At 49.3% G+C, this 26,468-nt stretch carries 24 protein-coding genes; 17 read left to right on the top strand and 7 right to left on the bottom strand.

The features are described from left to right. Positions 1–46: 46 nt before the first annotated feature. Entirely contained in the window at positions 47–751 is a 705-nt protein-coding gene (locus tag BTA35_RS08795; protein WP_078319445.1) for a CoA pyrophosphatase, read from the bottom strand. Between the two features lie 204 nt (positions 752–955). Between BTA35_RS08795 and BTA35_RS08790 the strand changes: the two genes are divergently transcribed. Beyond that, on the top strand, positions 956–1,534 hold the full coding sequence (locus BTA35_RS08790) for an NUDIX hydrolase (protein WP_078319444.1): 579 nt from the start codon (positions 956–958) through the stop codon (positions 1,532–1,534). A gap of 39 nt (positions 1,535–1,573) precedes the next feature. Here the strand turns inward: BTA35_RS08790 and BTA35_RS08785 are convergent, their stop codons facing one another. The 3 genes from BTA35_RS08785 to BTA35_RS08775 form a co-directional block, all read right to left on the bottom strand. Further along, positions 1,574–1,885 (bottom strand): YqfO family protein, encoded by a 312-nt coding sequence (locus tag BTA35_RS08785; protein ID WP_078319443.1) that lies wholly within the window; start codon positions 1,883–1,885, stop codon positions 1,574–1,576. 73 nt (positions 1,886–1,958) lie between these two features. After that, positions 1,959–2,894, bottom strand: a complete 936-nt coding sequence (locus BTA35_RS08780) for a pseudouridine synthase (RefSeq protein WP_078319442.1) — start codon at positions 2,892–2,894, stop codon at positions 1,959–1,961. 218 nt (positions 2,895–3,112) lie between these two features. Beyond that, on the bottom strand, positions 3,113–3,604 hold the full coding sequence (locus BTA35_RS08775; protein ID WP_274378423.1) for a Yip1 family protein: 492 nt from the start codon (positions 3,602–3,604) through the stop codon (positions 3,113–3,115). A 414-nt stretch (positions 3,605–4,018) separates the two neighbouring features. On the opposite strand from BTA35_RS08775, the gene BTA35_RS08770 reads away from it, so the two are divergent. Beyond that, on the top strand, positions 4,019–5,950 hold the full coding sequence (locus tag BTA35_RS08770) for a diguanylate cyclase domain-containing protein (protein WP_078319441.1): 1,932 nt from the start codon (positions 4,019–4,021) through the stop codon (positions 5,948–5,950). A 6-nt stretch (positions 5,951–5,956) separates the two neighbouring features. Here the strand turns inward: BTA35_RS08770 and BTA35_RS08765 are convergent, their stop codons facing one another. Next, positions 5,957–6,916, bottom strand: coding sequence for a LysR family transcriptional regulator (locus BTA35_RS08765; protein WP_078319440.1), 960 nt, complete (start codon positions 6,914–6,916; stop codon positions 5,957–5,959). Between the two features lie 148 nt (positions 6,917–7,064). Here BTA35_RS08765 and BTA35_RS08760 point away from each other — a divergent pair, with 148 nt between their 5' ends. The 6 genes from BTA35_RS08760 (at position 7,065) to BTA35_RS08735 (ending at position 14,315) form a co-directional block, all read left to right on the top strand. After that, a complete protein-coding gene (locus BTA35_RS08760; RefSeq protein ID WP_078319439.1) occupies positions 7,065–8,294 on the top strand; it encodes a CaiB/BaiF CoA transferase family protein in 1,230 nt (409 codons plus the stop codon). Positions 8,295–8,969: 675 nt separating this feature from the next. Continuing rightward, on the top strand, positions 8,970–9,995 hold the full coding sequence (locus tag BTA35_RS08755) for a TRAP transporter substrate-binding protein (protein ID WP_078319438.1): 1,026 nt from the start codon (positions 8,970–8,972) through the stop codon (positions 9,993–9,995). 129 nt (positions 9,996–10,124) lie between these two features. Further along, positions 10,125–10,634 carry a TRAP transporter small permease subunit gene (locus BTA35_RS08750; RefSeq protein ID WP_238377541.1) on the top strand — a complete coding sequence of 170 codons (510 nt, stop codon included), beginning with the start codon at positions 10,125–10,127 and terminating at the stop codon, positions 10,632–10,634. After that, entirely contained in the window at positions 10,624–11,940 is a 1,317-nt protein-coding gene (locus tag BTA35_RS08745) for a TRAP transporter large permease (RefSeq protein WP_078319436.1), read from the top strand. Before BTA35_RS08750 ends, BTA35_RS08745 begins: the two co-directional genes overlap by 11 nt. Positions 11,941–11,943: 3 nt before the next feature. Continuing rightward, the gene (locus tag BTA35_RS08740; RefSeq protein ID WP_078319435.1) at positions 11,944–12,381 is read left to right on the top strand and encodes a universal stress protein; all 438 of its coding nucleotides are present in this window, start codon (positions 11,944–11,946) and stop codon (positions 12,379–12,381) included. A gap of 221 nt (positions 12,382–12,602) precedes the next feature. Continuing rightward, positions 12,603–14,315, top strand: coding sequence for a potassium/proton antiporter (locus BTA35_RS08735; protein ID WP_078319434.1), 1,713 nt, complete (start codon positions 12,603–12,605; stop codon positions 14,313–14,315). A gap of 41 nt (positions 14,316–14,356) precedes the next feature. Here the strand turns inward: BTA35_RS08735 and csiR are convergent, their stop codons facing one another. After that, complete coding sequence (gene csiR / locus BTA35_RS08730) at positions 14,357–15,079, bottom strand: DNA-binding transcriptional regulator CsiR (protein ID WP_238377560.1); 723 nt, start codon at positions 15,077–15,079, stop codon at positions 14,357–14,359. 273 nt (positions 15,080–15,352) lie between these two features. Here csiR and glaH point away from each other — a divergent pair, with 273 nt between their 5' ends. The 7 genes from glaH to BTA35_RS08695 all read left to right on the top strand — a co-directional run bounded on the left by glaH (position 15,353) and on the right by BTA35_RS08695 (position 22,677). After that, entirely contained in the window at positions 15,353–16,327 is a 975-nt protein-coding gene (glaH, locus tag BTA35_RS08725) for a glutarate dioxygenase GlaH (protein WP_078319432.1), read from the top strand. A gap of 212 nt (positions 16,328–16,539) precedes the next feature. Beyond that, a complete protein-coding gene (lhgD, locus tag BTA35_RS08720) occupies positions 16,540–17,733 on the top strand; it encodes an L-2-hydroxyglutarate dehydrogenase (RefSeq protein ID WP_078319431.1) in 1,194 nt (397 codons plus the stop codon). Between the two features lie 176 nt (positions 17,734–17,909). Beyond that, a complete protein-coding gene (locus BTA35_RS08715; RefSeq protein ID WP_078319430.1) occupies positions 17,910–18,440 on the top strand; it encodes a helix-turn-helix domain-containing protein in 531 nt (176 codons plus the stop codon). Next, positions 18,437–19,159, top strand: a complete 723-nt coding sequence (locus BTA35_RS08710) for an AzlC family ABC transporter permease (RefSeq protein WP_078319429.1) — start codon at positions 18,437–18,439, stop codon at positions 19,157–19,159. Before BTA35_RS08715 ends, BTA35_RS08710 begins: the two co-directional genes overlap by 4 nt. A 14-nt stretch (positions 19,160–19,173) precedes the next feature. Continuing rightward, positions 19,174–19,497: an AzlD domain-containing protein gene (locus BTA35_RS08705; RefSeq protein WP_238377540.1), complete on the top strand. Its 324-nt coding sequence runs from the start codon at positions 19,174–19,176 to the stop codon at positions 19,495–19,497. Between the two features lie 287 nt (positions 19,498–19,784). Then, positions 19,785–20,963 (top strand): acyl-CoA dehydrogenase, encoded by a 1,179-nt coding sequence (locus tag BTA35_RS08700; protein WP_078319427.1) that lies wholly within the window; start codon positions 19,785–19,787, stop codon positions 20,961–20,963. 367 nt (positions 20,964–21,330) lie between these two features. Continuing rightward, complete coding sequence (locus tag BTA35_RS08695; RefSeq protein ID WP_078319426.1) at positions 21,331–22,677, top strand: TrpB-like pyridoxal phosphate-dependent enzyme; 1,347 nt, start codon at positions 21,331–21,333, stop codon at positions 22,675–22,677. A gap of 73 nt (positions 22,678–22,750) precedes the next feature. On the opposite strand, the gene BTA35_RS08690 is transcribed toward BTA35_RS08695, so the two are convergent. After that, on the bottom strand, positions 22,751–23,404 hold the full coding sequence (locus BTA35_RS08690; RefSeq protein WP_078319768.1) for a histidinol-phosphatase: 654 nt from the start codon (positions 23,402–23,404) through the stop codon (positions 22,751–22,753). Positions 23,405–23,609: 205 nt separating this feature from the next. Between BTA35_RS08690 and BTA35_RS08685 the strand changes: the two genes are divergently transcribed. Both BTA35_RS08685 and ptsP read left to right on the top strand, forming a co-directional pair. Beyond that, positions 23,610–24,146, top strand: a complete 537-nt coding sequence (locus BTA35_RS08685) for an RNA pyrophosphohydrolase (protein ID WP_078319425.1) — start codon at positions 23,610–23,612, stop codon at positions 24,144–24,146. Positions 24,147–24,160: 14 nt separating this feature from the next. Beyond that, the gene (ptsP, locus tag BTA35_RS08680) at positions 24,161–26,458 is read left to right on the top strand and encodes a phosphoenolpyruvate--protein phosphotransferase (RefSeq protein WP_078319424.1); all 2,298 of its coding nucleotides are present in this window, start codon (positions 24,161–24,163) and stop codon (positions 26,456–26,458) included. The last annotated feature ends 10 nt before the right edge of the window (positions 26,459–26,468 follow it).

Raw genomic sequence — 26,468 nt, 5'->3', positions numbered from 1 at the left:
GCTCCTTTTTATTTTTGTGTTTTTTATTTTTTGTTCTTTTGGCTGTTTACTCGCTCACCCGTCGATGCTTGCTGGGCTCAAGGTGGCGTAGTGGACTGCCGGGCTCCGGTGCTTTAGTCAGGGATATATCAGCCCCGATACCGGTATCCAGAAGATCCACCAGCATCATGGCAGAAAGTCCCCAGATAACAAATTCATCAAAATGATAACAGGGAACGTAGATAGCGCGCTTTTCTACAGGAATCACGTCGGTATGGTGGCGCTCATCCCTTAGAAAGAAGCTCAGAGGGACACGGAAAATAGCGTCTAGCTCATCTTCATTGGCGGTCAGCTCTATATTTGCAGGGACAATACCAACCCAAGGCGTAACACGGACTCCCATATGGGATACCACCTGATTTAACTTGCCGATGATCTCTACATGTTCAGGTGGCATGGCGACTTCTTCTTCACTTTCGCGCAATGCTGTATGCTTCAGGTTCCGGTCTGTTTTATCACGCATACCACCGGGAAAGGCGACCTGGCCTGAGTGGCTGGACAGGTGGGAAGCTCTCCGGGTAAGAATAATCTCCGGGTCAAAGGGATCATCGGTCAGGGCGATAAGTACTGCAGCATCAGGATGAGGCCCCTTGATACGGGAGGGCGTAAAGTGAGTGAGTTTCTCACGGAGTCGTGCCAGATAATCAGTCGGTTGCCCGGCTGATATCTTTGTTTCTTGATGGATCGGATCGTTGGGTCGTTCAGCAGTCACAACGCTTTATCCCTGTTATCTAGGAGACTGTTTATAGTAAAGGAGAAACCCGCCACAGGGAAAAGTTTGACGCTAGTCAATTTGTAATTTCTGCCGTATTCTGTGAATTCATACGGCAGAGGCCAATGCCCTCTGATGATATCAGTCTGATAATTGAGGCCTCGTTAAAGAGCGGGAGCCCCCGGATAAAGGACCGTTTTTAGGATGAATTTTTGTAGTGAATGCGGTGAGAAAGTTCGGATCGGCATACCGGATGATGATAACCGTCCCCGCCACATCTGCGATGCCTGCCATACGATTCATTATCACAACCCTAAGATTGTAGCGGGTACTGTTCCGGTTTATGGTGATAAAGTTTTGCTCTGTAAGCGTGCCATTGAGCCGCGTATAGGCTATTGGACGCTTCCCGCGGGCTTTATGGAAAACGAAGAAACTACGGTTGAAGCGGCTGCTCGTGAGACTTGGGAAGAAGCTCAGGCGAAGGTGGATATCAGTCATCTTTATGTGTTAATCGACACGACGGTGATCAGCCAGGTTTATATGATGTTTCTGGCGGATATGCCAAAACCTGAGTACGCTGCCGGGCCGGAAAGTCTTGAGGTTGAGCTCTTTGCGGAAGAAGATATCCCCTGGGGGGAGTTAGCATTCCCAACCATCGAAAAGACGTTGCGCCTCTATTTTGAAGATCGCAGAAAAGGCAGCTTTCCGATGCATCAGTGTGATGTTAATCAGGAAGATCGTGATCGCTTTTATGCTGCGATAGAAGCCGAAAAAGCCTGTTGATGAGGGTTTTTATTTTCTTAGGTTGCCCTCTGAATGGCTTTATAGCGCTTCCAGTCGAATGACGTCATAGGCTGGTTCTTCATATGGATGAGCCAGCTTCATCGCGGCAACTGCCTGCCGGATCAGACTGTCCTCACACACTAGTTCTACCCGATACTCTTCCACCATTTCCAGTTTACCCTGTGCTCCGATGTGAGGGTGGCTGCCCGCCAGGGGCCGGAACTGCCCTTGCCCTTTAATTTGCCAGCAGCAATGTTCATAGTGGCCGATACGGCCGGCACCCGTATCAAAAACCGCACTCTTAACTGGTTCAAGATGGGATTCCGGAACGAAAAAAGCGAGCTTGTACATGAGACTCTCCTTGCTTTAGTCAGGCATTTTTACAGTATAGGGGGATTTATCCCACTGATTCAAAACCGATGAATCAGGTTGCCGGATGTGGAATCGTCAGTTGCCGGTTGCTTTTAAAAAAGCGATCTTCGCCGGTAACTGGGTCGGTAAACTCCAATGTATAAGCGAGCAACTGAAGTGGTGTATTGTAATCATCGTGATCTGCTTCCGGCTGAACGTTGGGATACCAGGGGTCGTTCTCTATACCGATACCCATTGCGGATAGGTGTAACCTCAGTTGGTGCTGGCGTCCGGTATGTGGCTTCATTTCGTAAAGTGCTCTATCTCCTTGTCTGGTCAGCAGTGTGATGGCTGTTTCGCTGTTAGGCTCGCCTTTTTCTTCTTTCATGGTGAAAAAGTAATCCCCTTTCACCATCAGGCTCCGGTGAATCCGTGGCAGCTTCAGCTCTGGATTGATACCTGCTACAGCACGATAGGTTTTCTTTACTTGCCGCTGTTGGAACATCGTCTGATATGCGCCTCTGTGTTGCGGTTGCTTACAGAGAAGTACCAGACCTGCGGTTTCCCGGTCCAGTCGATGAGCCGGAACCAGGTCGGGCAGTTGCAGTCTGTTTCTCAGGCGAATCAGCAGGGTTTCTTTCAGATGACGTCCCGAAGGGATCGTTGATAGCCAGTGCGGTTTATCAGCAATGACGATCAGGTCATCTTCATAAATAATGTCTTCCTGAAAAGGCACCGGCCGTTCATCCGGTACTTCGCGGTAGTACCAGATTTTCATACCAGCGATAAACGCCGCATCTTCGGACAGGGGTTCCCCGTTATTGTTCATCAGATCGCCTTTTGCTAAGCGCTGGCGCAGTAGTTCGGGATCTATATGAGGAAAGCGATGTTGCAGAAAACTCAGCAGATTTGGCCAGCGACCTTTAGGGTGCTCTTCATCACAGGGTAAAATCAGGTAGCTTGGCGGTACTCCGTCCCGGTAGGGCAGAGGTGAATTCTTCGAAGTCATACTTTGTTTCTTTCGGGTCATGCGAATTCCGGTACGGGCAGAGGCTATTGATACGGTTAGGCTGAATTGTAGGTAATTCATCCGTAAAGGTCATGAAAGGATTAACAGGGAACACAAAAAAACAGAGCCCGAAACCAGGGGAGTCACATCCATGTGACGGGGTGTGGGGTGTTTGGGAGATAGGTGTTTGGGAGATAACAGGAAGGCAGGATTTCCTGCTACTGGGTAAAGACAGGCATCATCCCCATCCCCCAGAGTGCAGCGCTGGTCACGATCATACCCACCAATACCACAAGACCAACGGTCAGAATTGATGTTCCGAACATAAATGCCTGTTCTTCCGGGATATCCATTACAGTTTCTACGCCGTTATAGAGTAAATAAATGGTATAAGCCATGGCGAGAAGTCCTGCAAATACCACAAACCAAAGAACGGGCCAGAGCCCTGAAAAACCGGCTATAAATAAGGGGGTTGAGGTATAAGTTGTCAGCACCATGCACCGGTCAAAGCTGGTGTCGGCACCATAGGTTTGCTCCATCCAGTGCACAGATTTAGCCATCACATAAACGCCGGTCAGCAAAGCAAAGTAGAAGGCGACGGATATGGGGAATGCACTGGCAAGCGTCATTTTTATATATTCGCCACCACCAACACTCCAACCCATCTGAGTGGTGCCAATGAACATACACAGGGGAGGTATAGCTGCCAGCCAAACCAGATCGTTTTTATAGCAGTCAACTCAAGTGTATTTCTCTTCACGAATCTCCTCCCACTGGGCTTTTGGGTGATAGATCACCCCAAATAGGTGTTGAAACATAAAGACCTCCTTCGGATGCTGTAAATCACCGTATCTGATAGAAAGGGTAGACCATCTATTCCTGTTGTGCTGAGCTATCTTGTATCTGAGCGTGAACCGGTCGTGGCTTTCGCTGCTATGGAAGGTGCCGCTATGGGCTACTTGGTACGTTTTTTTAGATTGATATCACAGACCGGGAAAACATTACTAATATATAATCAGTAAGAATAGATCGTGGTAATTGCTTCATACCTGCAGGGGGCATGACGATTTTTCTATATGGCTTTAACGAGTCAGTCACCGACTCCCAAATAAGAGATAACATCATTGAATATCTCAGGTTTTATCGCTTCACCCGGAACATTTGGGGGTAACAGTCTTCTGCTTGGCGGGCTGGTGCTGACCAGTATTTTATGCGTTGTGTTGACTGTTCAGCTATGGCGCCTTCAGCAATTTAAACAGAAACATCTTACTCAGCTTAGACTGAAAGAGGATGAGTGTCAGAGCCTGTCGGAAAGCCATCAGGTACTACGAAACCTGATGGACCACCTGCCGTTACTTATTGCCGCTAAGGATCAGCATGGCTGTTACATTGAATGCAATCAAAGTTATCTGGATTTTCTGGGGCTTTCCCGGAATGAGGTGATAGGCAAACATGCACGGGATCTTTTTGCGGATAAAGAGACTTATCTCTCCATGGAGCAGCAGGATGAGCAGGTTCGCTTATCTAACGCCCGACACTCACAGTCGCGCTGGTTGACAGGAGTGAGTGGTGAATCCCATTTAATTGAAACGTTGAAACTCCCCTTGCTGGACTGCTGTGACCGGTTTGGTGGGGTGCTAACAATAAGTGAGGATATAACGTCGGATAACCGCATGCAGCAGATCGATACGCATCGCAATATGGTGTTGGAAAAACTGGCGGAAGGGTCCCCCTTGTCAGATATTTTTTCTGAGCTGGTAACCTTTACTGAAACACTTTATCCGGGGATTTACTGCTCTGTATTGCTGGTTGACGAGCTTAGCAATACGCTTCAGCTGGGTGCTGCGCCTAGCTTACCAGGTTTCTATAATAAGGCGGTGAGTGGCCTGTCGATAGGTGAAGGTGCCGGTTCATGCGGTACGGCGGCTTATACAGGCCGCCCTGTTATTGTCAGAGATATCCGAAAGCATCCTTACTGGGCTGGTTTTGCTGATCTTGCCTCCCGGGCGGGGCTGGCTGCCTGTTGGTCGATGCCGATTAAGAATCGTCAGGGCAAAGTGTTGGGGACATTTGCTGTCTACTACTCATCACCATCTGAGCCAACTCGCGATCAGATGGAGCTTATGATGGTCAATGCTCATCTGGGAGCCATTGCGATTGAAGCCGCCAAAATGGATGAGCAGCTGTCTCAGCTTTCTCAGGCGGTGGAGCATTCAGCCAGCTTTGTCATGATAACGGATAGTGATCAGCAGATTGACTACGTCAACCATAGCCTTATTGAAGCCACCGGCTACCGTGCGAGCCAGCTGAAAGGACAGCATGTAGGGTTGCTGTCAACTGATGACGAGGAGCCGGAGCTACAGAATAATATCCGTGACACTGTTCAGGCCGGTGATGTCTGGCACGGAGAGCGGAGAATTAAAGGTTGTAACGGAAAGTCTTTCTGGGTCATGAGTTCTGTAGCACCGATTCGTAATGGTGAGAATGCTGTGACTCATCTGGTCTATGTCAGTGAAGATATTACAGCCCTGAAACAGGAGCAGGAGCGCATGGAGCGATTGGCTTTCTATGATGCACTGACGGGATTAGCCAACCGGCGCCTCTTCAAGGATCGGCTGGATATTGCCCTGAAACAGGCGCAACGGCAGCAGCAGTCTCTGGCTCTGATGTATCTGGATCTGGATCACTTCAAGTCGGTGAACGATGACCACGGCCATGAGGTGGGAGATGAGCTGCTGAAAGAGGTTGCTGTCCGCCTGCAAAGCACTCTTCGTGAGAGTGATGTTATCGCCAGGATTGGGGGGGATGAATTTAATATCATCCTGCCGGACATCGCAGGTTATGAGGCTGCAGAGTGGGTAGCTGATAAAGTTTTACAGGCAGTCATTGTGCCTGTTGTCATCCATGGTGTAACACTGAATATCTCTGCAAGTATAGGCCTGACCATCTATCCGGATGATGGTATCGATGCCAAACAGCTGATTAAAAATGCAGATGTGGCTATGTATCGCAGTAAAGCGCAGGGCCGGAATTGTCGCCTGCGCTACATCGGCTAGCGCCTGTCAGGGCTCCTCCCTGATGGGGAGTGGCAGGATATGAGGCACAGGTCTGGTTGGTGTGGCCGTATTACTGGATTCGCTGATCAGATTTTCAGTCAGATGCTCCTGCATAAAATCAACAAAAGCACGGCTTGCCTTGGAGAGATAGTGATTTCTCTTCCAGCCAAGCCCGATATTCAACGGGATTCTTGAATCAAACGGGATCGCCTTCAGGTTATCCTCCGGCCGAATAATACCAGACAGTACTGTACTGATACCGACTCCGTTGCTCACCATCGACTTCAGCAACTCAATCAGATTAGTTTCAAAGCGAATATCCAGCTTAATATGTTGCTGCTTGGAGTATTTACTGACCGCTTCCCGAAGAAAGTAGCCCTCCCGAAACAGAATCAGTGGTTCCCGGCAAAAAGTATCTAATGTGATTGTGGCATGATTGGCTAGTGGATGGTCATCAGGTACACAAGCGACGATCTCTTCATGAAACAGCTCTACGCTGCGGATCTGTTCGTGGGGTCGGTCCAGCCGTACCAGAGCGATATCCAGTTCACCCTCAAGCAGCATCTGCTGCAGAGATGCAGTGCCGGCCTCCACCAGATTGATCCGAACTCTTGGGTACTGGCGTTTAAACTGAGCCAGTATTTCAGGGAGATAATAGGAACTGAGCATACTGGATGCACCAAACTGAATGGTGCCGGTTTCACAGCCTTTCAGCTCCTGTAGTTCCAGTTCGGCATCGCCTACTGCAGCAAGAATTTTTTGAGCGTGACGCAGCAACACCTTACCATCAGAGGTTAGCGCCATCTTACGTTCAGCCCGGTTGACCAGTTTCAGGTCAACCTCTTCTTCCAGTTTCTTGATCGCCATACTCAATGCTGGCTGAGCAATACCAAGGTAGGTTGCCGTGTGAGTGAAGTTACCAATCTGTGCCAGTGCGCAGAAATACTTCAGGCGCTTAATATCCATGCCTCACCATTCATGTTAGTTATTAAAACTATACCTACTATATATTGTAATTATCATTCCCGTCTCGTTAATTTGCTAAAGATAAAATAAATAATAAAGCGAAAAGCTACTCCAATTCAGGAGCAGCGTGCGAATTAGGGAGATTCTTATGGGCGCGCTATCTCATGTTCGGGTACTGGATATGAGCCGTATTCTGGCCGGCCCCTGGGCTGGCCAGGTGTTGGCAGATTTGGGAGCTGATGTGATTAAAATCGAGCGACCATTACGCGGCGATGATACCCGTAGCTGGGGGCCTCCGTGGATGCCGGTTACTCATGACCCCCGCGGCGAAGCTGCTTATTACTTGTGTGCAAATCGTAGTAAGCGCTCCTTAGCGTTAGATATCACCAGCCCTCAGGGGCAGGGAATCATTAGAAGCCTGGCGGCAGAGAGTGATATTTTACTGGAGAATTACAAAGTCGGTGGATTGAAAAAATATGGTTTGGATTATGAAAGCCTGAAAGCAGTTAACCCTCGGTTAATCTATTGCTCTATTACTGGTTTTGGCCAGGACGGACCCTATGCTAAACGTGCTGGCTACGATTTTCTGATTCAGGCGATGAGTGGCCTGATGAGTATTACCGGTGAGAAAGATGGCCGTCCCGGCGCCGGCCCGCAGAAAGTGGGGGTGGCCCTGACAGATATTCTGACGGGAATGTATGCCACAACGGGTGTGCTGGCAGCGTTGGCATCACGGGAGCAAACCGGCCAGGGTCAGTATATTGATATCGCACTGATGGATGTGCAGGTTGCCTGCCTTGCCAATCAGGCAATGAACTATCTGGTGTCCGGTAACTCACCTACACGTCTTGGTAATGCCCATCCCAATATTGTGCCCTATCAGAGCTTCAAAACTGCTGATGGCTATATGGTTCTGGCGGTGGGTAACGATGCTCAGTTTGCTAAATTCTGCCAGGAAGCCGGCAAGCCAAACCTGGCACAGGATGAGCGTTTCATGACGAATGCTCAGCGGGTCGCCAATCGCGAAGTGTTGCTGGGTATTCTTGAACCTCTGATTCAGATGCGAACAACCCTGGATTGGATTACTGCCCTGGAGGCTCTTTCGGTACCTTGCGGACCTATTAACAATATTGGGGAAGCCTTTGATGACCCTCAGATTAAAGCCCGTCAAATGCAAGTCGAGATTGCCCATGAGGGATCTGAAAATGGCAGATCGCCTTCCGTAGCTAACCCGTTGAAAATGTCCGGTACGCCTATCACCTATGAGAAACCTGCACCTCTGCTGGGAGAGCATACCCGTAAAGTACTGGAGGAAACGGGTCTGACGGTTGAGCAGATAGAGCAGTTGTTAGCAAAAGGGGTTATCTCTGAGAGATAGTTATATTGTCGCTGCTGATATCAGCATGTGTGTCAGTCTTTAGTCTAAAGAGAGCGCTTTTGCCGTGCTCTCTTTTTTTTTGGCTTATTTCAGGCTTTTTTTGGCTATGCACTCTAAATATCGGGCCTGAAAAGCCTTTTCAGTGACTGGGAAAAAAAGAAAAAATGCCCCAAAAAGAAGCCACTGTTCCCCCATAGTTTTTTTCCTGAAAGTCCTAGAAGGCGTATGGTTATTAGACCTTACCCTGAGTCAGATCAATTTTTCAAAATGAAATAAAAGCTATCTTATTGAAAATAATCACTTATTTCCTTTCTCTGAGCTAATCTGGTGCAGATTTATGATGGTCTGCTCATCAATACAGCAGATACTTATGTATCAAAAAAAATTATCATAAGTATAATTGTCATATTCTTTACTTATTTAACGTGTCTATATACCTTCACCCTTAGTCTGCGACGCGATGCTGACATACCACTAATATATAGCCTGCTATTTTTAGTGGCTTAAGGTGATGATTCCCGCAAGGGTTAAGTTCTCCGTTTGTTTCGCACGCTTTGTAGTCCCGATGATGACCTCTTATCGTCGACCCTATTACCGGTTAAAAACCACTTCAGATGGTTACCCCGGTGCAGATGATGCCCCTAAACTGAAATAACAATTAAAGTGAGCAAAAAGATGCTGAAAAAAATCGGTCAACTCAAGAAACAGATTCTGACGGGTTCCCTGGCTGCCGTAATGGGCCTGGGTGCTGTTACTTCCACCGCTGCACAAGCTGCTGAGCATAACTGGCGTTTTGCCAACCTGTACTCCCGTGGTACTGCTTTCGGTGAAGTTTACGGCAATATGGCTGAGAACATCGAAAAGATGTCCGGTGGCCGTATCTCTGTAAAAATGATGTATGCCGGTGAAGGTGTTTCCACCACAGGTATTTTGGGTGCGGTTAAGTCCGGCCTGATCACGATGGGTGCGCATTTCCAGCCGATGAATGCCGGCGAACTGCCTGCAGGTATCGTTGAAGTGGGTCTGCCCGGCGGTACTGCTGATGTCGCTAAACTGAGTGTTTTGTTCCACGAAGACGGTTGGAACGAAGTGCTGACCCGTGCTTATGGTGAGCAGGGACTTGTTTACTTAGATCCTTACATCCAACCACCGGTTTATCTGCTGACCAAAAAGCCAATTAACTCAGTTGCAGATTTTGAAGGGCTGAAACTGCGTGCGCCAGGTGCATACGGCAAGTTTGTTCGTAACCTGGGTGCATCACCGGTATCTATGACCTGGAGCGAGATCTATACAGGCCTGGCGACAGGCGTAATTGATGGCTCTATCGGTTCTAACCTTATTGATCACCGCGATGGTAACCACGTAGAGGTTGCTAAGTATATGTACCGTTTACCACTGGCTGGCGCTCAGGTACTGCCCGTTGTGGTTAACCAGAAGGCCTGGAACAAACTGCCGGATGATCTGAAAGCGATTGTTAAAGCCGCAACGACGATCCATGCCCGTGAGCAGATGACTAAATCTCGTCTGTGGGAAGCGGAAGCGATTGCCGATATGGAAGCAAAAGGCATGAAATGGAGCCCAGAGCCAAGCGAAGCTGATAAAGCAGCCTGGAAAAAAGCGGGTGAGTCTCTATGGGACGAGTATGCGAAAGCTGACAAATTCAGCGCAGAGCTGATTGAGATCCTGAAAAAACAGCAATAAGCTCTGAGTTTATTGGAATGTCAGGTTCCGTTGTTAAATAAAGGGCGTACTCCGCCCTTTATTTTTTATTGCAGGCATAGCGTTATGGTCAAAAAGATATTTATATCCTACTGCTCATGGATTGATCGGTTGGTACGTTTTATAGGGAAAAGTGTTTCTGTTTTAATGCCTCTATTGGCAATTGTCATCGCCTATGAGGTCGGTTCCCGATACCTCTTTAATCAACCTACTATCTGGGCTCAGGATCTTGCGCTCTTCTTTTTTGCATACCTGGTTGGCCTGGGTGGTGCTTACGCCTATCAGAAAAAGACTCATATCAATGTAGATATCCTCTATTTGGCTGTATCACCTAAAACAAAGCGCATTTTTGATGTTCTGACGGGTATTCTCGCCGCATTTTTCATGTTCGTTCTGATGATGATTGCCTATGAAAAATTTGGCGAAGCCCTGCAGTTCAACTACCGGAAAATGAGTAACTGGGCCCCACACACGCATCATTTCTGGATGATGCTGGTGATATCCGGTGCGCTGATTACACTGCAGATCAGCAGCAATATGGTGAAAGATATCTATTACGTTATTGCGGGCCAGGCTTTGATTTCTGAGCCGGAAGAAGAGGACACAGAAGATGGGAATTGAGTTGCTCAGCGGTGTTCTGCTGCTCTGTATTCTGGTGAGTTTTGCCCTGGGTGCACCGGTTGGTTTTGCGCTGGGCGGTATCGCAATGGCGGTGGGGTATGCAACCTGGGGGGAAGGTATTTTCAATATCCTGCCCAATACCTTTGAGGCGACCCTGTTCAGCTTTATTCTGCTGGCTATTCCTCTGTATATCTATATGGGGCAGCTGCTGACCCGGTCGGGCATTGGTGATGCAATGTTCAATGCCAGCCAGCTGGTTATCGGCAAAGTGCGCGGTTCTCTGGCGATCAGTGTCATCGGTGTTTGCTCCATGATTGGTGCGATGGTGGGTATTATCGGAGCCGGTATTATGACCTCTGGTAGTATCGCTCTGAAACCGATGCTGGATCGTGGCTATGACAAGCGCCTGGCCCTGGGTGTGATCATGGCAGGCGGTGGTCTGGGAATCCTGATTCCACCCAGTGTGCCTATGATTATGTTCGCGGCTTCAACGCAGAACTCTGTGGGCAAGATGTTTATCGCGGCGCTTTTCCCTGCCTTGCTTGCCATCATTGTGATGGTTGCTTATATCCTGATCAGCTGCAAAATGAATCCGGACCGGGCTCCTCTGGGAACCGGTGCTGAAGCCAAAATGACGCCAAAGGAGAAAGCACGAACCTTGCGTGATGGCTTTATGTCGGTTTTGCTGATTTTTGCCGTTTTGGGCAGTATTATCAGCGGTATTGCGACCCCGACAGAGTCCGGTGCTATCGGTGTCGTAGGGGCGATTATTCTGGCCTTTTTCTTTAAGCGCTTCCGTTTAGGCATGTTTAGAATGGCGGGTATGGAAACTGCGATGCTGGTTTCTGTGGCCATGTGGATCATTCTGGGAGCAACTCTGTTCAGCAATTTCCATCTGCTGATGGGGGTTCAGGATATGATTGCGGGTTTCACCAAAGATTTGGGGTTACCGCCGCTGGGTGTCATCATCCTGATGCAGCTGGTGATGCTCGGACTGGGCTTTATCATCGACGAATTTATTATCGTGCTGATGTGTGCGCCCTTGTTCACACCTATCGTAGTTGACCTGGGCTTCGATCCGATCTGGTTTGGTATCCTGATGATCCTGAATATTGAGATCGCGGTTCAGACGCCACCGTATGGTTTTGCTCTTTTCTATCTGAAAGGGATTGCCCCTCCGGATGTCACCATGTTGGATATCTACAAATCGGTAACGCCTTTCATTCTGTTGAAACTAATGGTGCTGGTCATCTGTATGCTGAATCCGGATTTGGTGATGTGGCTGCCAAATAAGGTAATGGGGTAGATTATGTACAATACGGTATTGATCCCGATGGATCTGGAACACGAAGATATGTTCCCGAAAGCGGTTGCTCTGGCGCAGCAGCTGATTGGTGATGAAAAAGGTGAAATTCACGCCGTTTATGTCGATCAGAATCTTGTTCATCATGGTAACTTTTCTCTATCGGAAGACGCGGTGAAGCAGGCACTTGGGGATATGAAACAGCAGGTGAAAAAGCTGTTTAAAAAATATGTACCTGAGCATCTGCGCGGCAAATGCCGGGTAAAGTCCGGTGTTGTGTATGATACTGTGCTGGAAGAAGCGGATAAGATGAAACCTGAAGTGATTATTGTTGCAGCAGGCCGTCCCGGTTTCTCCAGCTATCTGCTGGGTTCCAACGCAGAGAAGATTGTGCGTCATGCTAACTGCTCGGTGTTTGTCGTACGCGATGAGAAGAAGTGGTAGCCCGTTTCTGATTCTGCGTTGATCATGGAAAAACGGCCGTATCGGAGTGATCTGAAGCGGCCGTTTTTTTATCTCCGCAGTTTGAAACGTGTTATTGCAAAGTTTTTTTTGGCTCTCAACGCTCTCGGGAGCTTTTTAATTCAAAAGAGAATTTTTTCTTTTCCCATCAAGTGTGTAGCATATAAGGGATGTGACTTCCCCTTCACTCCTGGGAGACTTTGATGGACAACCTGAATCTTATTTTTCTTATTGCAGCTCTTTTGCTGTGTCTCAGTATTCTTGCCAGTCGAATTTCGGCCAGTATGGGTATGCCATTATTGTTTGTTTTCCTCGGTATCGGGATGTTGGCGGGTGAGGATGGCCTCGGCGGTATTAACTTCTCAGACTTTGAGTCAGCTTATGTGATCGGGCACCTGGCTTTGGCGATTATTCTGCTCGATGGCGGAATGAGAACCCGAATGACGACCTTTCGGGTTGGCCTCAGGCCTGCACTATCGCTGGCGACACTCGGTGTGGTTGTGACCAGCGGTTTAACAGGCTTGCTGGCAATGTGGTTGTTTGGACTCTCTTTACTGGAAGGTCTTTTGGTTGGTGCTATTGTTGGATCAACTGATGCCGCCGCTGTTTTCTCAATGCTGGGTGGTCAGGGCGTGCGTCTTAATGAGCGGGTCAGTGCTACTTTGGAAATTGAATCCGGCACCAATGATCCGATGGCTATTTTTCTAACGGTTACCCTAATCACGTTACTGACAGCCCCTGACCCTGATGTCTGGTCTGTTCTGTTGATTTTTGTGAAGCAATTTGGCATTGGTTTGCCTTTTGGTTTGGTGGGCGGTTGGTTGTTTGCGCGTCTTTTGAAACGATTAAACCTTGCCCCCGGACTCTATCCGTTGCTGGTTACCGGTGCCGGGTTAGGCCTTTTTGCGGCGACCAACCTGTTGGGTGGTAGTGGATTTATTGCGATCTATCTGGCAGGTCTGATTATTGGTAATAGCCGTTCGACGCATCTGCAGTATATTTTGCCGGTCAACGATGGCCTGGCCTGGCTAAGTCAGATTGGTCTTTTCCTGATTCTGGGACTTTTGGTCACGCCTCATCAGATGTGGGCTGTTGCTTTGCCAGCAACATTACTTGCTTTAGGTATGATTCTGGTTGCCCGTCCTTTAGCCGTTTTTCTCTGCCTGAAGCCCTTTTTCCGCTTTAATATAAGAGAGCTCAGCTTTATCTCATGGGTAGGATTACGTGGTGCTGTGCCTATTGTATTAGCTATTTTCCCTGTGATAGCTCAGGTAGAGCAGTCTAATCTGTACTTTAATATTGCTTTCTATGTCGTGCTGATCTCACTACTCATTCAGGGCAGTACGTTACCCTTGGCAGCGCGCTGGCTGAAGATGGAGTTGCCTCCTGTTTTTGAACCTAAGCGTCGCACCCGACTGGGTGTGTATCCGGATACGGATTATGAGCTGCTAACCTATCGACTGAGTTCTGAAGCGCTGAATAATGTAGAGTTGCGGCGACTACGCTTTCCTTCCGGAGCGCGGATAGCCGCTCTGTTTCGTAATAAACAGCTGGTGCATCCTTCCGGTAGCACGCGTCTCCAGCAGGGGGATATGGTGTGTATTATCAGTCGTGAGGCGGACCTTCCTGCATTGAATAAGATGTTTGATGAAGCCCCGAGAATTTGTAAAGACAAAATCCGTAGCTTCTTTGGGGACTTCACATTAAGCGGTGATGCACCTTTGAAGGACCTTGCTGCCTTGTATGGCCTGACTATCAGCCCTGATCAGAATGAGATGACGCTGGGGGAGCTGATGTGCTCCCGTTTTGGTGGTCACCCAGTCGTTGGCGATCAGTTTGAGTGGCACGGCATTCGCTGGATTGTGGTGGAAGTTGAAGGTGATATCATCACAAAAGTAGGCTTAAAGCCCCTTTAACGGATCACTTCAACCTCTGCTTCAATACAGAGGTTGGAGGTTTAGCCCGGAAGCCTTTCTTTGATAATCGCAATAGGGCTGAGAATATGGTGGTACATCAGCTCAGCGGCTCTGGCTTTATCCCGGTTGAGTAGAGCATCGACCAGCTCGGCATGTTCCTGGCGTTTTTCTTCCAGTGCGTTTTGAGAGAATACCGTTTGTTTCAGCCAGAGTTGACGGTAGCGTTCCGCCTGGTCCAGCAGCGAAGCGCGTAGCTCCAGAAGCTTGGACGATCCGCAGCCATTAACAATGGACTGGTGGAAGGACTTATGTCGGCTATCCCATATCTCCAGCATCTCTTCCGGTGTGTTGACCTCATTTACCCGTGACAGCTTATGGGCTTCGCCCAGTACTTCTGCCTCCCAGTCTTCATCGCCACGCTCTACTGCAAGGCCGGTAATCAGGGCTTCAAGGTGAGCGCGGGCATCATAGATATCTGTCAGCTCTTCTTCAGACATCTCTGCGACACGAAAGCCTCGCTGACTGATCGCAGTGACCAGACGATCTGCTACCAACTGTGACAGTGCTTCACGCATTGGGCCGGCACCAATCTCGTAATGACTTTTCAGATGACTCATCAGCAGCTTGTCTCCGGGCTGATACGCACCATTGATAATATCCTGCTTCAGCAAACGATACGCAATGGTGGCCTGATTCGCCTTACTGCTTTCTATCTCTTTATCGGTAGCGCCGTAAGCCTGGCCACTGGTCTGTGTGCTGTTTATCACTGATGTTTTCATCTCTCAGGTAATGTTCCATCGGTTGCGCGTGCTGATGATTATAAACAGAGTCTCAGGCCTTACAACTCACCCTCTGCTCCTTTCCTGCCTGGAAACCTTATTTTATCGCTATTAGTAAAAAATGTAGATATTTTTAAATAATGAATATATTATTTCCGTATCGAGACATTTTAAGTGTCCTCCCAGCTTCTGAGAATGAAGCTGAACTGAACAAAACCCCTATTTGATAGCAGCATTACACACTGCAGGAGCCACCCAATGAGCACTGTTATTGAACGTCATGGCCTGACCGCAGGCACTGAATATAAAGGTTTCACCGTATCTGTTTCTGAACAGAGTAATGGCCGCATCCTTGACCTGACTTTCAGCAAGGAAACCGTTGAGAAATTTCTGGCAGCCATCGAAGAGTGGCCAATTCAGGCGCTGGAATATAAATCTTTCCTGCGTTTTCGTGTGGCTAAAGTACTGGACGATCTTTGCGGTAATAAACTGCAGGCATTTTTAGTTGATACGCTGACAGATCGTCAAACCGGCGCATTACTGATTAAGCCGGAAGGGTTGGACGATGTGTCCCAGGCTGAGGATATGGTGCGGTTCTGTACTGCCGTTGCTCATCTGATGGGGCGTTCTAACTTTGATGCCATGAGTGGACAGTTCTATGCCCGCTTCGCCGTTGTGAATGTTGATAAGTCTGACAGCTATCTGCGCCAGCCTCACCGTGTAATGGAGCTGCACAATGATGGTACTTACGTTGAAGAAGATACTGACTTCAACCTGATGCTAAAAGTTGATGAGCAAAATATGGAAGGTGGTAACTCCCTTCTGCTGCATCTGGATGACTGGGAAGATTTGGAAACCTTCTCTACTCACCCTCTGGCTTATCGCCCGATTCGCTGGGCTGTGCCGCCGAGCAAGAATATTTCTAAAGATATCTATCACCCGGTATTCGACCTGGACGTGGATGGCAAGCCAATTACATCTTACATTGATCAGTTTGCACAACCCGCTAACCTGGAAGAGGGTGTGTGGCTGTCTGAACTGGGTGAATCTTTTGAATCCAGTAAAGGTACTCAGTCGGTTCGCGTTCCGGTAGGTAGCTTCCTGCTGATCAATAACCACTTCTGGCTGCATGGTCGTGATAAATTCACACCACACCCTGAACTGCGTCGTGAGCTGATGCGTCAGCGGGGTTATTTCACCCACAAGAAAACGCTGCGTAAACCACGCCAGTAATCCGGTCAACGGTTGATCTGTCAACAGTGAAACAACGTGGCTGCAGAAGTTGGAAGTATAATGGCTTCCAGCTGACCTGAGGGTTATCCTTCGGTCCTTACCCTGCCTGGATGCGCTATGCTCCAGGCGGGGTAAATTGCCTTATAGACACTGCATTTCTGTAATGCTGAACGTCGCCTTACAGAAGCTATTCGCGCCAAGCGAGGAACAGAATGTACGATTACATCATCATTGGCGGCGGCATCGTCGGTATGTCTACTGCGATGCAACTACTGCAACAAAAACCAGATGCCAAACTGTTGGTTCTGGAAAAAGAAGCTCAGGTAGCGAATCACCAGACCGGTCATAATTCGGGTGTGATTCACGCTGGTGTTTATTACACACCGGGTAGCCTGAAGGCAAAATTTTGCCTAGAAGGTAACAAGGCAACAAAAGCCTTCTGTGACGAGAACAACATCCCATACGATGAGTGCGGCAAACTGCTGGTTGCCACCAATGATATCGAAATGGAGCGCATGAAAGCGCTTTGGGAGCGTACCGAGGCTAACGGTATTGAACGCCACTGGCTGAATGCCGATGAATTGAAAGAACGGGAGCCAAATATTACCGGTATCGGTGGTATTTTCGTACCTTCCAGCGGTATTGTCAGCTACCGTCGTGTCACCGAAGTGATGGCGGATAAAGTCCGTGAAGCGGGTGGCCTTATTGAGTTTAACTGCGAGGTGAAAGCTCTGAAGGAAAGTGACTCAGAAGTGACCGTCACGACGAATAAAGGGGCATTCACCAGTCAATATATGATCTCCTGTTCCGGCCTGATGGCAGACCGCATCGTACGTATGCTGGGTATCAAGCCTAAGTTCAAGATCTGCCCGTTCCGGGGAGAGTACTACCTGCTGAAGCCGGAGCACAACAAGGTTGTGAACCATCTGATCTACCCGATTCCTGATCCGAGTATGCCGTTTCTGGGTGTGCACCTAACCCGTATGATCGATGGCACAGTAACTGTTGGCCCCAACGCGGTGATGGCGTGGAAACGTGAAGGGTACAAGAAGACGGATATCTCTCTGAAAGACAGCCTGGAAGCGCTGACCTACCCGGGCATTCTGAAAGTGCTGAAAGCTAACCTGAGGCCGGGCCTGATTGAGATGAAGAACTCCATCTTCAAAGGTGGTTATCTGAAAGAAGTGAATAAGTACTGCCCGATCATCAGGAAATCTGATCTGGGGGCGTATCCGGCCGGTGTTCGTGCCCAGGCGGTATCCGAAGATGGCAAGCTGGTCGATGACTTCCTGTTCGTGAAAACCAAGCGCACCATCAACGTATGCAACGCACCGTCTCCGGCGGCGACCTCGGCGATTCCGATCGGCAAACATATTCTGGAAGAAGCGGAAGCGACTTTCGCGTAAGCACTTTTTCAGATTACCAATCTGTGCACCCTTTGTCGGTGCAACATCAGCCCCGTAACTGATTGCCGGTTACGGGGTTTTTTATTGGTGAAACCTGCTGTTTATGGATTTAATGGTTTGACAATATTTTGTTCTTTATATAGAACGTTCTATATAAAGAACAAATTGAGGTGTTCATGAACAGACCGGTTCTCAGCTCGCTGGGGAGAAATATTCAGAAACTGCGTTTGGCCAAAGGGCTGTCCTTGTCTCAGCTTGCGCAAAATGCCGGACTTGCGAAGTCCAATCTGTCCCGAATTGAGCAAGGTAATGGAAATCCAACATTCGAAACTATTTGGCGCCTGGCGATCCAGTTAGAGGTGCCCTTTGGTGATCTGGTTGCCAGTGAGGAGCCGCTGTTTGGGGAAAATGGCGTACAGGTACGTTTGATCGGGCAGGGTGACGATAACCCGCGTGTTGATGTCTATTGGATGTCTTGCGCGCCCAATACGGTTAAGCAATCGGAACCACACCTTGCTGGTACGACAGAAACCCTGACATTAATCAGTGGCAGGCTGCTGGCGGGGGAAAACGATGATCGGCGTGACCTGGAGATTGGTAAAGCCCATACCTTTGCTGCAGATACCCCGCATTGTTATCAGACCTATGAGACATGGGCGACCTTAATGATGGTTATTACCTATCCCAAACAGGATGTTTCAGTATGAGTACCCTGATCCGCCCGCTGGCAGGTGCACCTTGGCTGCAAGGTGTAAAAGACGCGATTCCGCTGCTGGGTGGTTACATCCCTGTGGCGATCTCGTTTGGTCTGATTTCGATTCAGTCTGGCTTTAGCGTATTAGAGACGGTTCTGATCTCCACTTTTATTTATGCCGGAGCATCTCAGTTTCTCTTTGTCGCCATGGCTGCTTCCGGTGCGCCCTTATGGCTGGTTGTGATCATGACTTTGCTGATCAATGCTCGTCATATTGTCTATGGCCCGAATCTCGCACCTTATTTGAGCGAAGATAAAAAGTGGATACCACTGATGCATGGTCTGACAGATCAGATATTTGCGTTAGCTCACGCTCGTTTACCGCAGCTTCCGGAGCAGGAACGGTTGGGCTGGTATAGCGGGGCTGCAACTCTTGCCTGGTTTAGCTGGATTGGGGGGACTGCACTTGGGGCAATTGCCGGAGGAGAATTGACCCAGCGCTGGCCACTGGTTAACGAGATATTACCTTTTGCACTTCCCGCCTTGTTTCTGGTTTTAATTATTCCTCGTTGTAATAACCGTCTATGGTCGATCACGATTATTTTGTCTGCTGCCACTGCTTTAATTCTGAAGATTATGGGGTATCCGAACATGGCTATTCCATTAGCTGCGATTAGTGGTGCAACTTTATTTTACGCGCTGAAAAACCAACGCTTTCTGGGAGAGCATTAAGTATGGAGACGTCTATGTGGCTGGCTCTTGCCAGTATTGCTCTTGGTACCTATTTGCTTCGTCTTTTGCCATACCTTTGGATGAAGGCGGCGTTAACTAAGAAACAGATGGAGGGTGGTATCAGTGCAATGCCGTCCTGGTTAACGATATTAGGGCCAACAATGATCGCAGCAATGTTTGGTACATCTTTAGTACCTGCCCATCTTGATACCATATCCTGGCTGGCAACAGGTGCCGGAACGCTTGTTACTTTTGCTGTTTGGACTCGCACCCGATCCATGGGGCTGCCTATTCTGTGTGGTGTAGCCGCATTTGGAATGATTATGTTGTCGCTCTAATGGTATGCGAGACGATCAGGACTCCTGACTCCTGACTCCTGACTCCTGACTCCTGACTCCTGACTCCTGACTCCTGATCGTCTTATGGTTTCCACAGAGACATGAGATGTCTTAAGCGGCTTTCCTGTGACCCATACGTCACCTTGATAATCCCTCGTTATAGAAATTATATAATTCATATATTGTACTTATCGTCCTTCCCTCGCTAACGTCGTCATATCAGATCTCTCTATCGAATCTCGTAAACGAATAATTCTAAAAGCCAAAGAAAGACAGAGGTTACTAACATGAGCCAACGCGCCGCATTTAATTGGGAAGACCCTTTCAACCTGGATCAGCAACTTACGGAAGAGGAGCGCATGGTGCGCGATATGGCCCGTGAATACTGCCAGAACAAGCTTCAGCCGCGGGTACTTGAGGCAAACCGTAATGAGATCTTCCATCGTGAAATTATGAACGAGATGGGTGAAATGGGTCTTCTGGGCAGTACTCTACCGGAGAAATATGGCTGTGCGGAAGTAAATCATGTTTGCTACGGTCTGGCAGCACGGGAAGTTGAGCGCGTAGACAGCGGTTACCGCTCTGCCATGAGTGTCCAGTCTTCTTTGGTGATGCACCCGATCTACGCTTATGGCTCTGAAGAGCAGCGTATGAAATATCTGCCAAAGCTGGCAACCGGTGAATGGGTGGGTTGTTTCGGTCTGACTGAGCCGGATGTGGGCTCTGATCCGGGCGGTATGAAAACCCGCGCCGAGCGCGTTGACGGTGGTTTCCGTGTGACTGGCGCAAAAATGTGGATTACTAACTCGCCCATCGCTGATGTGATGGTGGTATGGGCAAAGCTGGATGGCGAGATCCACGGCTTTGTTCTTGAGCGTGGTATGGAGGGTCTGACGACGCCTAAAATTGAGGGTAAGTTCTCCCTGCGCGCATCGATCACCGGCGAAATCGTTATGGACAATGTCTTTGTACCGGAAGAGAACCTGTTGCCAAACGTGAAAGGCCTGAAAGGCCCGTTCGGTTGTCTGAACAAAGCCCGTTACGGCATCGCATGGGGTGCGCTGGGTGCGGCGGAATTCTGCTGGCACGCGGCGCGTCAGTATTCACTGGATCGCATCCAGTTTAATCGTCCTTTGGCAGCAACTCAGCTGGTACAGAAAAAACTGGCCGATATGCAAACTGAAATCACCCTGGGTCTGCAAGGGTGTCTGCAGGCTGGCCGTCTGATGGATGAGGGCAGCTGCCCGGTTGAGCTGATCTCTCTGATTAAGCGTAATTCATGCGGTAAGTCTCTGGATATCGCTCGTGTTGCCCGTGATATGCATGGTGGTAATGGTATCTCTGACGAGTTCCATGTAATCCGCCACGCGATGAACCTGGAAGCGGTGAACACCTACGAAGGTACTCACGATATTCATGCCCTGATTCTGGGGCGTGCCCAGACCGGTATTCAGGCATTTGGCTAGCTCAGCGGCATCTGCCCCCTGTGTGAAGCACACTCTGTGTCCTACGGTTAGAAATCCGGGCGGTGTTCGGTCGTCGTCATCGCCCTTAGCTTGCTAGACTAACCGTACTTTTAACCTGCCCTTTGCGGCAGGTTTTTTTTCGCTTGATGGATCATGTACGGAGACAGGCTGCTGGTCTTTGGGCTAACGCAGCAACAGGGTAAACTTGTTTGTTCCTGTTTCCGCTGTGATTTGTGACTGATCGTTTGTAACAGAGCATAAGATCGTGGTTATCGGATACTAAGATAAGGCTGTCGTTTAACCGTTTTACCCTGAACGGGTTGGCATAGAAACAGCCATAAGTACCCTGACATTATTTGGAGGATATATGCAAAAGAAAATCTGGCTGCCTGAAAATGAGATGCCGACCCATTGGTACAATGTGGTTGCTGATATGCCGAATGCCCCTGCACCACCTCTGGGGCCTGATGGTCAGCCTGTTGGCCCTGATGCACTGAGCGCCATTTTCCCGCAGGCGATTATTGAGCAGGAGATGTCCGCCGAGCGCTGGATTAAGATTCCTGACGAAGTCCGCGAAAAACTTCTACTGTGGCGTCCTACGCCTCTGGTACGTGCCACTGAGTTGGAGAAAGCACTGGGAACCCCTTGTAAAATCTTCTTTAAGAATGAGGCGGTAAGCCCGGCGGGCTCCCACAAGCCAAACTCGGCTATTCCGCAGGCTTATTATAATAAGCAGGAAGGCGTTAAGCGCCTGATCACTGAAACCGGTGCCGGTCAGTGGGGCAGTTCTCTGGCGTTGGCAGGTAATATGTTTGATCTGGATGTTCGTATCTGCATGGTGAAGGTCAGTTATGATCAGAAGCCCTATCGACGTTTGCTGATGCAAACCTGGGGCGGTAATGTTTTTGCAAGTCCGACGGATATGACGCAGGTGGGTCGTGATGTTCTGACGAAAGACCCGGACTCTCAGGGCTCTCTGGGTATCGCCATTGCTGAAGCTGTTGAGGAGGCTGGAGGTAATCCTGAAGCGAACTACGCCCTGGGCTCTGTACTGAATCATGTCCTGCTGCATCAGACGATTATTGGTCAGGAAGCGAAGAAACAGCTGGAGATGGTGGGGGAGTACCCGGATATGGTGTTTGCACCATCTGGCGGTGGCTCTAATCTGGGTGGTTTGGCTTTTCCGTTCTTTGCTGATAAAGCAGCGGGTAAAGATGTTCGGTTAGTGGGTGTTGAGCCAACCTCGTGTCCATCTCTGACCAAGGGGGAGTATACCTACGATTACGGTGATTCTTCCGGTCTGACACCTATGATGAAGATGTACACGCTGGGCCATGATTTTATGCCGCCGGGTATTCATGCCGGGGGGCTGCGTTATCATGGGCAATCGGCGCTGGTGAGTCAGTTGCACCATGAGGGGTTACTGGAAGCGATGGCGGTGGGTCAGACAGAAACCTTTGAAGCTGGTGTTCTCTTCGCCCGAACAGAGGGTATCGTGCCGGCACCTGAGTCTAACCATGCGATTGCCGCAGTGATTCAGGAAGCTCTGCGTTGTAAAGAGACGGGTGAGGCGAAAACTTTATTGTTTAATCTGTCCGGCCATGGCCATTTTGATATGTCATCCTACGATCGCTTCTTTAAGGGTGAACTGGAAGACTATGAGTACCCGGAAGAGGCGATAAAAGCATCTTTGGCGACATTGCCCAAATTCTGACTCGGGAGTTTTACGAACCTAAAGCGGTTTAACCAAAAGGCGTATCGGCCATGCCGGTACGCCTTTTGGGTCTTTAACGAAAGCTCTCAACAGGCCAGCCTTTTTGCTGGGCTTCTGCCCGTAAACTGTCATCAGGGTCAACTGCGACCGGTTTACCAACTAAACGCAGGAGTGGTAAATCGTTGTGGGAGTCACTGTAAAACCAGGTGTCAGACAGGCTGAAGTCTTTGTCTGCCAGCCAGTTATTCAGGCGAGTGACCTTACCTTCCTTAAAGCTTGGAATACCGGCTACTTTGCCGGTGTAGCGACCATCAACCTGTTCTGGCTCGATGGCGATCAGCTCGTGTACATCCAGTCTTTCAGCAATGGGTTCTGTGATAAAGCGGTTTGTGGCGGTGATGATCAGAATATAGTCCCCTTGCTTGCGGTGCCAGTCCAGTTTGGCAAAGGCTTTATCCAGCAAAATGGGTTCAATCTTTTCCTGCATAAACTCGTGGTGCCATTGCTTCAGCTGGCTGGGTTCATGTTCGGCCAAAGGTTTTAAAGAAAAGTTCAGATACTCCATAATGTCCATGGTGCCATTCTGATACTGCTCGTAGAACCGGTCGTTGGCCTCTTTATAGAGTCTGGCATCAACGATGCCTTTTTCAGTCAGAAACTCTCCCCAGGCATGGTCACTGTCTCCGGCGATAAGGGTGTTGTCCAGGTCAAAAATAGCCAGATTCACGTTTTGTTCTCCAGTCTGCATAGGGCGGTTTTCGGGATGAAATATGAGGCATTGCCTTGAAACATTCAATTATCCCAGAGCCCGGAAGCTTGTAAAGGATTGTTCTGACAGGATTGATTTGCTAAAGCAATGGATCTGTTGTCTGATTGAAGAACTCAGGTGCTTTGTGAAACAATAGCCCTAATATAAATACAAGGTGATCTGCGTGATTGATGCTGATGGTTACCGGCCCAATGTCGGTATAATCTTGACGAACCAGTATGGGCAGCTGCTGTGGGCACGCCGTGTGGGTCAAGACGCATGGCAGTTTCCGCAAGGTGGAATCAAAGAACATGAAACACCTGAGCAGGCCCTGTATCGTGAGTTAAAAGAAGAGATTGGCTTAAACGCTGATGATGTTCATGTGCTCGGTTGCACCCGGGGATGGCTGCGCTATCGGTTGCCGCGCAAAATGATCCGTCGCCATAGTAAGCCTTTATGCGTTGGTCAAAAACAGAAATGGTTTTTGTTGCAGCTTCGCTGTGCGGAAAATAGTATCTGTGTTGATCATACACCCTCGCCTGAGTTTGACGGCTGGCGCTGGGTCAGTTATTGGTATCCACTCGGCCAGGTGGTTTCTTTTAAGCGGGAAGTATACCGCAGGGCATTAAAGGAACTTTCTCACCGTTATAACAGAAATCTGTTTACACCATTAACAGTCAATATTCGTCAGGACAACTACCTGTCTGACAAACCCATTTAAGGAAAGGGGAGATTATGCTCAAAACCTTGCAGCGCATTGTTCAGGAAGTGAACTCAGCCAGAACACTGGATGAGACGCTTTCCATTATTGTGCGCAGGGTTCGGCGGGCGATGAAAACGGATGTTTGTTCGGTGTATCTGTTGGATCAGGACCAGCAGCGTTATGTTCTGATGGATAGTATGGGTCTCAAAAAAGAGTCCATCAAACAGGTTTCCCTGAGTGCCGGACAAGGGCTTGTTGGCTATGTTGGTGAGCGTGAAGAGCCGGTTAATCTGGATGGTGCGACTCAACACCCCAGTTACGTGTATCTTGCGGAAACCGGTGAGGAGAAATTCCACAGCTTCCTTGGTGTGCCGATTATTCATCGGCGCCGTATTCTTGGGGTGATCGTTGTTCAGCAGCAAGAGAAGCGCCGCTTTGATGAAGGCGAGGAAGCTTTTCTGGTGACGGTATCTGCCCAGCTGGCAGGCTTGCTGGCACACTCGCTGGCAACCGGCTCTTCCAGTCTATCTGGCCTTGCCCAGAACAATATCCATGGTAGCTGTTTTAAGGGCGTTGCCGGTACATCCGGTATCGCTATTGGTTCTGCTGTGGTTATTCTGCCGGTGGCTAATCTGGATACTGTGCCTGATAGAGTGCCAGAGGACCCCGCGTTTGAGATTGAACAGTTCCGCAGCGCTTTATCGGCGGTACGTAATGATATCCATGAAGTTAATCGTCGTCTGGCTCAGCGTCTGAGTGAGGAAGAGCGGGCGCTGTTTGAAGCGTATCAGCGGATGTTGGACGACAGCGCTCTTGGTCAGGAAGTGATCAATAAAATCGGGGAAGGCAACTGGGCGCAAGGCGCGTTGTGTCAGGTTGTTACCCGCCATGCCCGCTTCTTTGAACTCTCCCAGGATGATTATCTGAAAGAGCGGGCCACCGATATTCGTGACCTGGGACGCCGTGTTTTGGCCTACCTGCAGAAGGTTGACCAGGACGAGGTTGAATACCCTCAGAAAGCTGTTTTGGTCAGTGAAGAAGTGACCCCTGCGATGCTGGGTGAAATTCCGAAAGAGAAGCTGGCTGGCCTGGTTTCAGTTCAGGGTTCCAGTAACTCACATGTGGCAATTCTGGCCCGGGCGATGGGTATTCCTGCGGTGATGGGGACGGTAGACCTGCCCCTGGGCTTACTCAATGGCCAGTTGTTAATTGTCGATGGTTACCAAGGGGTGGTCTTTAACAACCCCAGTGATGAGCTTCAGATCCAATACGGTAATCTGATGCGGGCTGAGCAAAAGTTGCAAAAGGGTCTGGAAGATCTGGCGGGCTTACCCAGTGAAACCCTGGATGGTTTCAAGATGCCTTTAATGGTAAATACCGGTCTTGCTCAGGATATCACCCACTCTCTGAATCATGGCGCTGAAGGGGTTGGTTTATTCCGTACTGAAGTCCCCTTTATGGTCAGCGAGCGCTTTCCATCAGAAAGTGAGCAGCAGGCGGTTTATCGTGAACAGTTAGAGGCGTTTTATCCGCAGCCGGTGACTATGCGTACGCTGGATATTGGTGGTGATAAGGCGCTGCCCTACTTTCCGATCAATGAAGCGAACCCTTTTCTGGGCTGGCGTGGTATCCGTGTCACCCTGGATCACCCAGAGGTTTTTCTTGTTCAGGTAAGGGCGATGTTGCGGGCCAGTGAAGGTTTGAATAACCTGAATATCATGCTGCCTATGATCTCTAATCTGAGGGAGGTTGCTGAGTCGATAACCCTGATCGAGCGCGCTTATAAAGAGCTTTGCAGCGAAGGGCTACAGCTGGAACGTCCGAATATCGGGGTTATGATTGAGGTGCCGGGAACGATTTATCAGGTGCCTCAAATCGCCCGACTGGTGGATTTTTTATCTGTTGGCAGCAATGATTTGACTCAGTATCTACTGGCCGTAGACCGCAACAACCCCCGGGTCGCTGATCTGTACAGCAGCTTCCATCCGGCGGTTCTTAATGCCCTGAATACTATTGCTCGGGCCTGCCATGGCAGTCGTTGTAGCCTGAGTCTTTGTGGTGAGCTGGCTGGTGACCCCCGAGGAGCTGTTCTGTTAATGGCGATGGGGTACGACACCCTGTCGATGAACGCCGTTAACCTACCCCGGGTGAAGTCGGCAATTCGCAAGCTGCGGAAAACCGATGCGGAAAACCTCTTGAACCAGGTATTACTGTTGAATACCTCAGAAGAAGTTGTTGCCAGTATGGCTGAAACCATGAGCAATTTAGGGCTTAGCGCTTTGCTGCAGCCGACTCTTGCCTTAAGCGGGCCCGGATCAAAGACTGCCTGACGACCGGGTG

Source organism: Oceanospirillum linum (assembly GCF_001995095.2).
Classification (GTDB): Bacteria; Pseudomonadota; Gammaproteobacteria; order Pseudomonadales; family Halomonadaceae; genus Oceanospirillum; species Oceanospirillum linum.
Note: the sequence above shows the minus strand (reverse complement) of the source record. Positions and strands in the feature narration are given on the sequence as shown.